Source organism: Dellaglioa sp. CoH-55-MRSF-8 (assembly GCF_056782195.1).
Genome location: NZ_JBXAYH010000171.1, coordinates 1 through 286, shown reverse-complemented (window position 1 = coordinate 286; position 286 = coordinate 1). Strand labels below are relative to the sequence as shown.

Annotated in this window: 1 protein-coding gene; it reads left to right on the top strand. The window is 52.8% G+C overall.

Going from position 1 to position 286, the window contains the following annotated elements; translation table 11 throughout:
* The coding region (locus AC1RPW_RS08385; protein ID WP_481769506.1) for a hypothetical protein at positions 1-286 on the top strand (286 nt) is incomplete at both ends.

Here is a 286-nt window from a genome sequence, read left to right as displayed (position 1 = left end):
GGGTAGCACGCGCCCTGAACGTGCCGGCCACGTGTGTAAAGGACAACGGAAAGGATGGCTACTACATCGTGTATGCGGGTGGTGCTAGCGGTGTCCTTGACCCGATGGTATATTCGAGCGACGCATTTTATATTCAGGCAAAACTTCGCATGCCGATCAAACAGTGGTCAGAATTTGACGAAGACGCGGGGATGGAACATTTCATGGAAGCCACGGTCTCGGCCCCGGGCTCGCTTAATAAAACGACAGCCCAATTCTCGTACATTGACGGGGATGATCATGAAAC